The sequence below is a fragment of the Chryseosolibacter indicum genome (assembly GCF_018598585.1).
In the GTDB taxonomy this organism is placed as follows: Bacteria; Bacteroidota; Bacteroidia; order Cytophagales; family Cyclobacteriaceae; genus Chryseosolibacter; species Chryseosolibacter indicus.
The window spans coordinates 48,317-59,576 of the sequence record NZ_JAHESD010000031.1 but is presented as its reverse complement, the minus strand read 5'-3'; the positions used below and the strand labels follow the sequence as shown (position 1 = coordinate 59,576).

General features: G+C 41.0%; 9 protein-coding genes. 4 read left to right on the top strand and 5 right to left on the bottom strand.

All coding sequences use genetic code 11. The features are described from left to right. Positions 1 to 796 (bottom strand): sigma-54-dependent transcriptional regulator (locus KK060_RS14235; protein WP_254154424.1); only part of this gene is annotated, 796 nt, incomplete at its 3' end. A 229-nt stretch (positions 797 to 1,025) separates the two neighbouring features. Between KK060_RS14235 and KK060_RS14230 the strand changes: the two genes are divergently transcribed. The 4 genes from KK060_RS14230 to KK060_RS14215 all read left to right on the top strand — a co-directional run bounded on the left by KK060_RS14230 (position 1,026) and on the right by KK060_RS14215 (position 3,701). Beyond that, positions 1,026 to 1,625, top strand: coding sequence for a Crp/Fnr family transcriptional regulator (locus KK060_RS14230; RefSeq protein ID WP_254154423.1), 600 nt, complete (start codon positions 1,026 to 1,028; stop codon positions 1,623 to 1,625). Positions 1,626 to 1,776: 151 nt separating this feature from the next. Beyond that, positions 1,777 to 2,139 carry a MauE/DoxX family redox-associated membrane protein gene (locus KK060_RS25205; protein ID WP_367397489.1) on the top strand — a complete coding sequence of 121 codons (363 nt, stop codon included), beginning with the start codon at positions 1,777 to 1,779 and terminating at the stop codon, positions 2,137 to 2,139. A 155-nt stretch (positions 2,140 to 2,294) separates the two neighbouring features. After that, complete coding sequence (locus KK060_RS14220; RefSeq protein WP_254154421.1) at positions 2,295 to 2,570, top strand: DUF6520 family protein; 276 nt, start codon at positions 2,295 to 2,297, stop codon at positions 2,568 to 2,570. Positions 2,571 to 2,618: 48 nt separating this feature from the next. After that, complete coding sequence (locus KK060_RS14215) at positions 2,619 to 3,701, top strand: hypothetical protein (RefSeq protein ID WP_254154420.1); 1,083 nt, start codon at positions 2,619 to 2,621, stop codon at positions 3,699 to 3,701. Here KK060_RS14215 and KK060_RS14210 read toward each other — a convergent pair. The 4 genes from KK060_RS14210 to KK060_RS14195 all read right to left on the bottom strand — a co-directional run bounded on the left by KK060_RS14210 (position 3,661) and on the right by KK060_RS14195 (position 11,130). Continuing rightward, the gene (locus KK060_RS14210) at positions 3,661 to 5,151 is read right to left on the bottom strand and encodes a redoxin domain-containing protein (RefSeq protein WP_254154419.1); all 1,491 of its coding nucleotides are present in this window, start codon (positions 5,149 to 5,151) and stop codon (positions 3,661 to 3,663) included. The genes KK060_RS14215 and KK060_RS14210 overlap by 41 nt on opposite strands. Before the next feature lie 63 nt (positions 5,152 to 5,214). Next, positions 5,215 to 6,621, bottom strand: coding sequence for a RagB/SusD family nutrient uptake outer membrane protein (locus KK060_RS14205; protein WP_254154418.1), 1,407 nt, complete (start codon positions 6,619 to 6,621; stop codon positions 5,215 to 5,217). 10 nt (positions 6,622 to 6,631) lie between these two features. Then, positions 6,632 to 10,003, bottom strand: coding sequence for a SusC/RagA family TonB-linked outer membrane protein (locus KK060_RS14200; RefSeq protein ID WP_254154417.1), 3,372 nt, complete (start codon positions 10,001 to 10,003; stop codon positions 6,632 to 6,634). 188 nt (positions 10,004 to 10,191) lie between these two features. After that, positions 10,192 to 11,130 carry a FecR family protein gene (locus tag KK060_RS14195; protein WP_254154416.1) on the bottom strand — a complete coding sequence of 313 codons (939 nt, stop codon included), beginning with the start codon at positions 11,128 to 11,130 and terminating at the stop codon, positions 10,192 to 10,194. Between the last annotated feature and the right edge of the window lie 130 nt (positions 11,131 to 11,260).

The following is an 11,260-nucleotide window of genomic DNA, read 5'->3' as shown; positions in this document are numbered from 1 at the left end:
CACGATAGTATTCGCCTGTTTCAAATATGCGCAACAGCTTTGCCTGAAGGTCGATGTTCATTTCACCAATCTCATCAAGGAATAGCGTTCCATCATGCGCTTCTTCTATATATCCTTTCTTTGCCTTAACGGCTCCCGTAAAAGCACCTTCTGCATGTCCGAATAGTTCACTTTCAAGGAGGTCTTTTGGAAATGCACTACAGTTAAGCGCAACAAATGGTTTTGTTTTTCGAAGGCTCTCATAATGTATCGCCTGTGCAAAAACTTCTTTTCCTGTTCCTGTTTCCCCGAGTAACAGCACATTCGTATCCGTAGCGGCTACTTTGCGGGCCAGTTCAATAGCCTTTTGCAAGACTTTGCTTTGCCCGAGGATATTGGGAAAGCCAAACTTAGCATGCAGTCTTGATTCAAGGCTTTGCACCTTTTGCTGAAGCAAAGCTTTTTCCATAGCCTTGGCAAGGAGCGGAATAATTTTCTCCTGGTGCTCACCTTTTGTCAGGTAATCAAAAGCTCCGTTCTTAATGGCCTTCACGCCATCAGCAATAGTACCATAAGCTGTGAGTACAATGATCTCAATCCAGGGATATTCCTTCTTAATTCTACCGGCGAGTTCAACCCCATTCCCATCGGGAAGCTTCACGTCAGAGATAACAGCGTGCATATTTTCTTTGGACATAAGTTTCATTCCATCCTTTACGGTGCCAGCCTGAAAAACGGAATAGCCCTCAAGTTCAATAACCCTTGCAAGCAGTTTGCGAAGGTTATCTTCATCATCAATAACAAGTACATTCGACACAGACGTAAAACTACGAAGGGAAATATAAAGATTTTATAAAAACGCACACATATTGGTAAAGGTCCTTATAGTCGTTGCTGTTTGATCCTGATGTTTTATTTCCGGTTTCTGGTATCCAGCATCAGTTCGTCCTGCCCTCGTTGGAGGTTGTACAGGTTTAAAAATTTTTATCTCAGGATAAAAAATTCAGCTATGCTTTGTAGGTAGTTGGAGGTCTAAAATGAGTGTAATGCTTAGAAAGAAAAGTATTACAGGTATGGACAAGCTTTTTGAATTGCTATCTTCTATTGAACCACTAACGGAACAGTTTAAGCAGACTTTGAGAAAGAAAATGGTAATGCTGACATTACCCAAACATCACATGCTTCTGTCAGCAGGGAGGGTTGCAGATCAAGCTTATTTCTTGCATAGCGGATTTGCCATGTCTTTTCGATTCATCAAGGGTAAAAAACAAATTGAAGAGTTTTACAAAGAGGGTAAGATCGTTATATCTCCGAAGAGTTTCTTCGAACAGGTACCTTCCAAAGAATCCATACAGTTACTGGAGCAAAGCGAAGTACTGCATATTAGTTACGAAAACGTTATGCAGCTTCTTCATGAATATCCTGAAGCGGACATCCTTTATCGGGCAACGATGAACTTATACTATGAAGAGAGCCGTGAACGAATTCATGACTTTCAATTCTTAACCGCAGTAGAACGATATGAAAAACTTCATGATATGTATCCGAAAATCGAGCAGTTAGTTCCTCAGGAATACATTGCATCGTATTTAGGAATTGCTCCTCAATCACTCAGTCGGATAAAAAGAGAAATGGAGGATAGTTAACAATTGTTCTTTAAAGTCTGAACGTTTGTTCCTGGAGGACTGAACATTTGCAATTTACAGTAGATGTAACTTCATCTTATCAAACAGAACAAAATGGTCCGAAAAAAAGTAATTGAAATTATTTCTGCGGTATTCATCTTACTCTTCGTGTATGCTGCAGTTAGTAAGTTCATTTGTAGTCCAAATTAGCAAGTCACCGATGCTTACACGGGTAGCGGTACCGATTGCCTGGGCTGTTCCTGTCATTGAGCTTTTTATTAGTTGTTTGTTAATAATTGAACGAACGCGATTGAGTGGATTGTACGCTTCACTTTCACTGATGACTATGTTCACCACTTATATCATTTTGGTTTCCAGGTTTAGTGAATATGTTCCTTGTGCATGTGGCGGGGTAATTCAAAGTCTCAATTGGGATCAACATATAATATTAAATATTGCTTTTATAGTTACTGCAGTTATCGCCGTACTGATACACTTCGACAAGGACCTGACAAGTGACATCAGCATAACCTAGCAAAGGAAATTGCGACATAATAGGCATTACGATAATGACAGGAATTGCAACTACCTGTCAGACGTGTTCACCTGGTTGCAAAGAATGAACACACTGTTCGAATGTTTAACCAAAGTTTTTCAATTGCTTTTTGATTTACAAAAGCAGTAAAAAAGATGAAAAGTAAATTGTTTTTATCTCTTCTGGCAGTAGTCATCGCAATTGCGTGTGCATTTGCTTCGAACTCTGTTCCTCAGCAAGAAGCTTTTTATAAGCCAATTGGCGAGGATGTAACAACCGGAGTAATTACGGTACCCAGCAACACGGATGTAAATCCCTGTCTTACATCGAATACAGAACACCTCTGTATGGTAGGAAGTCGCATTGCTTACGAAACGGAAGATGGGGCAGAAAATTCAATTGCTGATGACCAGCTAAAATGGAACGATTAGTAGCACAAAGGGGCCGGAATGTTCGGTCCCCTTTTAAATAAAAGCCACATGAAAAAGAAAATACTAGGTTTAGGAGTCGTTATCCTTGTGAGTATGTTATTCGTCCTGACTGCATTTCTAATTTCGGGTAGCGATAAAATGGCTCATGGTGGATTTACCCGAGACTTCATAGGCACCCGTGAACTCGCATTGGTTTCCAGGATAGACCTTCAGTCAAGTGGGTACTATTTTGCAGGCAGGATTGGTGAAGTTCTATATTTTGGAGTTACTACATCACCATTTCATCTTTTGAAAATAACTGGAGATACCAAAGAGATTATACACATTAAGCGTTCGCTTGCTGATTCTGTTCGTATGGGAAAAGTTATAATTGAGTATCCACATTTCTACTTGGCGGATCTCGAAAACTACAATATTTATCGCGGTGAAACCGCTGACTGGTCTTGCCATGAAGTGGTTCATCATAAATTGTTTTTTACTGAATACTTACCCGCAAATCACTCCGTTTTTCTCAGACTATTTAATGATGAAAAAACGGAACTCATTCTTGCCAAAAGGAACGCTACCAATTTTGGTTTAAAAAAATCAAGCTTACTTGAAAAGCAAATCGATGGCATATTCTGCACAGACGGTGTTTTAAAATTCGATGATTCTTCCGGAACCCTGGTTTACACATATTTTTATAGAAATCAGTTCATATGTGCCGATACCAGCCTGAGGCCGATATACAGGGGCAATACGATTGACACGACAAGGCATGCGAAGATGTCAGTTGCTAAAGTATACATGTCAAGTTATTCAGCCATGTCTTCTCCACCTCATATTGTCAACCGAAGAGCCTATGTATCGAAAAACCTGCTTTTCATTAACTCTAATATCAGGGCAGACAACGAGGAGCAGAAAACATTTGAAGCCATGAATGTGCTTGACATTTACGATCTGCGTACAGGCAAATATCTGAAGAGTTTTTACGTTCCCCGGATTAGCACCAATAAATTGCGACACTTCTTTGTTATTGACAATATCATCTATTCTATACAAGACAACTATTTATTGCTACACAGGCTAAACATGAAACAGACTAGTGTACCTATTGATTCTGGTTCTTTATCCCTTCCACGGAATTTTTAATAACTACCACTTTCATTGGCTTAGTGGACTTCGATAAATCGAGTCCAAGTTTCTTCAAGTGCTCTTTTGCTTCATCAAACGTGGCTCGCTTGTCAAATATAAAATCAATGTCTTCGGCAATCCCTGTTTCGTCAATAAACGGAGCCTGCTCAGTTAAAGGTAATTTTCCAAAGTCTAGTAAACCATAGCCAAAAGTAGATGCCAGCATAGTAATTACATCACGCATCTTGGCATTCCTGAATACAAATGGTGCTTCGGAATCAGTTACCTGAATTTTTTCGTTTTGATCTTTCGAGAGTAGCTTTGATGAAGCAAATTTCCTGTCAGGAGCTGTTAATCTCCAGTACGGCATCATTCTGACTTCTACAGAAACGTCATATCCAAAGTAAGTTTCAAGATCATTGCGAAGGGCGTTCTGCATTGCCTGGGAAGTTCCTTTGCCTTTGGGGACCTTTAGACTATAGTTGTACCTGTTTTGAATGTTACTTTTCTCAGCTATAAAAGGTTTTTGATCGTTAACCTCAAGAACAGGCTCGTGCCAGTATTTTCCATAAGAAGTTTTTAAATGGGGCATTGCTACAGTATCGGGAAATTCCCAATTCATTCCTCGAAAATGCACTACGTTAGAGAGGGTATCTCCGTATGCTAAGTAATACAATTTGGAGAGTGAGACCCCAATAAGCTGAACCCTGTCTTTGTATGAGAAGTATTTCGAGCCCGGTACTGCCCAGTAGTAGCTTGAGATAAATTCGGGATTGGTGGCATGAATTTCACCGTCATACCTGGTCAAGATCGAACGCCATAAGAAACTATCCTCGCGTCCACCATTTCCATCGATGAGTAACAGTTTAGCAGGATCAAATTTGACCCGATTGGCCTGGACATTGCGCTGTGACGTTGTATAATCTTTAATATTGTAACTGTCGGATCGTATTTTCTCAAGCACTTTATAGATGTCTTTTGGGTTGCTCCCAATAAAAGAAATCTTACCCTGTTTATCTACTATAAAAATATGTGGGATTCCATCACGCCCTTTAAGCCAGGCATTGCCTGTTCTACCAAGAGGGTCATCGATGGCAACGGAGTAATGAATTTGATCAGATTTCTTATCAACATATTTCTTTACTTTATCTATGTATGAGGTGTCATTTTTATTTGATGAATAAAAATTTTCTTTTACAAATACGCTTATAACAGAAACCTCATTTCTATATTTATTCGAAACGTCGGATAACACCGGGATTGCTGCTGCGCACGGAGTGCACCACGTTGCGCCAAACTCAATCACATAAATTCTTCCTTCGGTATATTCACAAGTAGGCGTTCCTCTTATCCACTTGTAAACCGATAACAAGGGAGCTTCATCGCCAATATTCAAACCCGGAGTTTGCCCAATGGAGACATTTATAGACATTAAAATTGTAAAAACTAAAGTGGTTATCTTTTTCATAGAAAAATGTTTTGATACACCTCGAAAGAGGTGCATTCATGTTATCAATTGAGAATGTCACATTCAGTAGCTGTAGCCAAGATTTTGCGACAGATTCGGATTAAGCAATCGCTCGGATTCGGGAATTGGTAAAAGCATATCTGTAGTTTGCCAGTCACTCTTGATAGGCGCAAGGATGTCGTTGGACCGGCCGGTTCTGTTAAGATCCAACCACCTGTGTCCCCATTCCGTAAATAGTTCAACTCTTCTTTCTTGTTCGATTGCAAGTAGCAAGGCTGGCTGGTCAAGAATATTCAATGCCTCTAGACCAGCGCGATCTCTGATGACATTAATGTCGGATAAAGCACCGTCAAAGTTTTCAAGATGTGCTCTTGCCTCGGCACGGATCAAATATTGCTCCGCTAAACGTAAGACCATTGAGTACTCTGTTACCACAGGGTTCAACGCCACTTTGTATTTATATGGAAAATACCAAGTACCAGATGCGTTGGAGAACATGCCTACCCATTTGTTCCTTCGCAAATCATTAGCTTCAAAGGCAACTCTTAGTTCATTGGTTAATGATACCCTTCTGGATGTAGCATTTGGGGCTGATGTAAGTATAAACAAAGTGCCGTACGGTGTATTAGTGCCCGGAACAACAGGTTTGAGTTGCCAAATTGCTTCGGAACTGTTTGCCAGGAAAATTTTGTCTAAATCCGTATGAAGAGCGTACAATTCATTGCCAATTACCAAGCTGGATGATTCTTCTGCTTTTGGCCAATTTTCCTGATAGAGATAAACGCGTGCAAGTAAAGCAATAGCGGCAGCTTTGTTAGGTTGCGTTCTTTCACCATTTGAAGATGAAAAGTCTTCCGGCAAAAGTTCTTGAGCATCGAGAAGATCTTTCTCAATGAATGCGTAGACTTCTGCTTTTGCGTGGCGTGAAGCTGTAGCATTTTTCCTGTAATCGGTAGTCTCCAGATAGGGCACATCGCCGAATAGATTAACAAGATAGAAATAACAGAATGCCCGAATAAACTTAGCCTCACCTTCCACAACGCGCTTTCCCCGTGAGGTCATCCCGGTAGCAATGTTCAATCCTTCTAAAATTGCATTGGCATTAACAATATATTTAAAAGCCTCTTTCCAAAAGATGCCGTTCACATCAGAATTAATGGAGGTTAACGAATTTTGGTAGAATTGAACTTGATCGGGCCTCACTGCATAATTGACTAATTCATCGCAGGCAATGCCAGTAAGTTCTTCAATGCCACCTTTTGTAAAACTTAAATTCGATGCCATCAGACTGTATATACCTCTAACAGCGGACATTGCCGATGCATCACTTGTAAAAACAGTTTGACTTATGATTTCTGTTTTGGGAGTATCTACGTCAATAAACACTTCACACGAGAATCCATACACGGCTGCACTCGTTAAGAGCAATTTACTTGCTATACGGTTAAATATGGTTTTATAATTTTTCATGTTGCTAGGTTTAAAAGGCCACTTGTAATCCAACTGTAAGCATTCTTAAAGGAGGTAATGACTGCGAGTTTTGGTTTTCGGGATCAAGCCCCAGGTAGTTTGTAAAGGTCACCAGGTTCTGTCCCTGAATGTAAATTCGACCTGATGCCTGTTTTATCTTCTTGCTCCATTTTTCGGGAAGCTGCCAGGAAAGGGAAACAGTTTTCAAACGAATAAAAGAAGCATCGGAAATAATATTATCGGATGATAAATTTCTGCTGAATGCCGTACCAACACTTGCGTCCGGGTCTGCGAATGAGAATTTTTGAACGTTAGTTACCTCACCCGGATGTTGCCACCGTTTCATTACTTCAACAGGCTGATTTGACAAGTCACCCGGCATGGTAAAAGATCTGTGGTATCCATAGCCAGTTTGTTTAACGTACTGAAAGAAAAAATCCAATTGAAGTCCTTTGTATTTTAGTGTGTTACCAACACCTCCATAATACTGTTGTGTAACTTCTTTTCGTCCCACCAAATCGAGGGTGCTGCTAATATTATCATCACCATTCAAGTCAATGAAAGCATAAAGACCCGTTTCAGGATCAACCTGATCGAATTGAAAATTCTTTGCTATGAACAATGATTTACCAACCACGTATCGACTGTCGTAGGCTGGGAAGTTTTGAATATCAGGAAACTTCACTAAACGATTTGCAGGAATTGTGATATTAAAGGAGCTTGTCCACTGAAACCTATTCGAATTAATGTTGGAAGAAGAGACCTGAAATTCCCATCCCTTATTTTCCACTACTGCTGGGAGGTTGAACTGGACAGTAGATTGGCCAGTCATCACTGGTAATGGAAGGCCAACCAGTTGACCCGATGATCGGTTTATATAGTGAGCTGCTGACAGAAATATTTTGTTTTCAAGCAGACCAAGCTCAAACGCTGCTTCCCATTTGTTATTTTTTTCCCATGAATAATCCGGGTTCGAAAGTCTGGCCAATACAAGACCAGTGGATCCATTATAGGGATATTGCGTTGGAGAGAATGTATCGAGATACTGGTAGTTTCCAATTGCATCACTACCCGTTGATCCGTAACTTGTTCTCAGTTTTCCAAACGAGATAATTGGAAAAAGTGATTGAAGAAAATTCTCGTTAGAGAAAATCCATGCCGCGCCAATTGCTCCAAAGTTTGCAAAACGCCGACCTCGCCCGAAACGACTTGATCCATCCCGTCTGCCTGTAAGATTTAAGATATATTTCTCCCGCCAGTTGTAGTTTATTCGCGCGAACAATGCACTGTACCTATATTGCGAATAGCTTGCATTTACTACATCGATGCCAGTGGCTGCGTCAATGTTTTCTAAAAGTGCATCATTTGTATACCCCGTTGCACGTATTGATTTACCAGATTGTACAGTCTGCTGAAAAGTTGTTCCTACCAGGGCGGTTAGCACGCCGTTTGCAATGGTCCGGAAATAATCTATCTGAGGCTCGGCAATCCAGGTTTGCAAATTACTGTCACCAAAACTTGAGGAACCTGTTCTGCCCTTTAAATCATTTGGATCATAAGCGGATAAGGGATTGGTCGAAATTTCATCGACCGTCATACTGGTAAATCCCATGGTTGACTTAAGATTCAGGTGTTCAATGACTTCATAGCTTAAGGATGCATTGCTGACAAAATTCTCAATTGAACTTGAATATTTTCGTCTCAGAAGGGCGATAGGATTGGACCAGGTACTTTCTTCCCAATTCAGATCACCATTTTCGTTATACAGGCTGGGAGCATTTGGCGATAGTGAGACAGCAAGCGAGGTGAAATCAACGCTTGGTATACTGCTTACACTAGCGCTATAATTCGCTGATCCTGAAATTTTGAATTTGCTGTTTTCAGATTGGTGATTGATCTGCAGTTTCCCGGTACTTCGATTGAATGAATTGGTACCAGGGAAGACTGTGGTTTCACGGTAATACCCTCCACCAAATAAAAATTGTGTTTTATGAGTTCCACCCGAAATCGATAGCTGGGCGTTGGTAATACGACCTGTATTCCCAATCAGTTCCTTCTGCCAGTCTGTATACCGTGCCGTATCCCATAAGGTTAAGTCCGGCCAGTATGCATCGTACTCAGAATCACCAATTAAATCACTTAGCCCATCATTCTTTATGGCCTCTTTCCTCATGGTTACATATTGCTGCGTACTCAGCAAATCCATTGTGTTACCGATCTGAGAGAACCCCTGATTGAAGTCAAAATTAATAGAGGCTTTCCCCGCTTTTGCTTTTTTCGTGGTTATTAAAATTACTCCGTTTGCCCCTCTGGAACCGTAAATAGCAGTTGCGTCTGCGTCCTTTAAGACCTCAATGCTTTCTATGTCACCCGGATTTATTGTGCTTAGGGGATTTCCGCCCTTTAGGTTACTTGAGCTTATTGATGAAGAGGTCAAAGAGGTTGATGTAAAAGGAACTCCATCAATTAAATAAAGCGGTAGATTCCCGTTGACCGTATTACCTGAGCCGGTTCTCAAACTATTTTGTCCACGTACCAGGATATTAAAACCCCCACCCGGCATGCCGGTATTTTGTTCAATGTAGACCCCCGTTAGTCTTCCTTGGAGGGCTTGAAGCGGATTGTTTACATTTTGTTTCTCAACTTCCTTTGATGTAATTCTTGCAATACTCCCTGTTTGTTCCTTCTCTTTAACCTCCCAATACCCCGCGTTCACAACAACCTCTCCTAAACTTTGAATGTCTTCCAAAAGAATAACTTCAATATTAGTTTGGTTTCCTACTTGTACTTCTTTTGGTGCGTATCCGATAAAGGAAAATACAAGAATATCTTTTTTGTCAACCTCAATTGAAAACCTTCCGGATGCATCAGTGGTTGTTCCAATTGTAGATCCCTTTATGACAACATTAACCCCGGCAATGGGCTGGCTGGCTACATCAATCACTATCCCGGTTAATGTTGTATTTAACGATCTATCGGTTTCAGTCAAACTATCTGTATTATTTAAGGTTATTTTTTGTTTTGGAATTCGTTTTAAAGAAATGGTTACGCTATCCCTTTGCACCACGTAGCTTATCTGTTTTGGAAGGAGGAGGTTGTTTAAGATTTCACGTACCGTCATGTTCTCAACATTCAAACTGATTGGGTCTTTTACATTGAGCAGTTCCGGGCTGTAGGCAAATTTCACGTGCGCCGCGTTGGCGATTTCGATAAGGGCCAGATCAAATGAAACTTCAGAGACAGTGATACTGATTTCCCTGTCCAGCACTTGTCCGTGGTTATCAAAGGCAATTGATACCCCACAAATCAATACAGCAAATAACCCTTGGGTGGCGCAAATTCTCATAAGCTTCCAAAGTTTCTCGGTAAAGATTTTCTTCATAAATTTCAATGTTTTGTTTAGGTTCTGTGATCGGATTTAGACAAAGCGCTCCTAGCCTCGCCCCTCCTATGGGTGTGGAAATTCTTGGGAGCAAACAAACGGGAGTGTTGGCGCACTCCTGTTTTATTTTCTTATGACGTATTGAGATTAGAGGCGGATGGACTCTTCATAGGATCAGGGTTTAGGTTTTACTTGCAGCCAGTGCCCGTGAATATAATTTGATCTCCATTGATGAGATACGCTACGTTTAGTACAGATGTGATCATCTGCAACGAGCTTTCCAGCGAATGGTCTGTAATATCAAGGTTCAGGTGACATTCGCCGATTGAATTATCAGAAAGCGTAATCCTGACGTCAAACTTTCGCTCGATCTTTTCAATCACCTCATCAAACGTGGCGTTTGTGAAGTTCATGTTATACTCTGTATCAGCTATCACGGCTTGTGCTTCATTTTGAAGAAGTGAAAATTTCTTTATCCCGGAATGAGCTGTATAGATGGCTTTCTCATTCATGAGAATATTCAATCCCTCCTTATCTGCTGCTGATGAGAGATTCACCGTCCCGGTTAAAACCACGAGTTGTAAGCTGTCGCCCGTTTTCAAACTGAAGCTTGTGCCCACCACACGGGCATTAACATCTTTATAGCGAATTGTAAAGGGTCGCGTAGGGTCTTTGGCTACTTCAAAAAGCGCTTCTCCGTCCAGGTCCGCAAAACGTCCCTCAGCGCTTTCAGAATAGGAGAGCTTACTGTCTCCTCGCACCCAAACCAATGATCCGTCATTAAGCGTTATTTTCTTGATGGCAGCGACAGGAGGATCAGCAATTGTCCAGATCGTATACGTGGCCACAGCAACTAAAAACAAACTGGCAGCGATTTGCAAGATCCACCGTGGTCGATTTTTCTTCCGGATGCTTTCAGGTTTAAATGACCGGATCTCCCTGATGTTGTCGCTGTTGCTGGTTATTCTGTTAAAGATTTCCTCAGCCTCCTGGTCAGTCATTTCAAGATCATCAGCATCTCCCTCATCTATTGAGTCAAGCCATGCCTCGATCTTTATACGTTCGGTTTCAGTGACCTGGTTTGTGAGCCACCGTTTCATAAGATCGTCATACTTTGTGTTTCCCATGAGCGCTAAATGATTTTATACTCCTGAAATTTAATAACCAATAGAAAAGGCGACTCTTTATTCCATACATGACATGACCCCTCCAAAGGAGGGAGCGTGAGAATCAAATTTTTTTGGAATTCTTTAATTT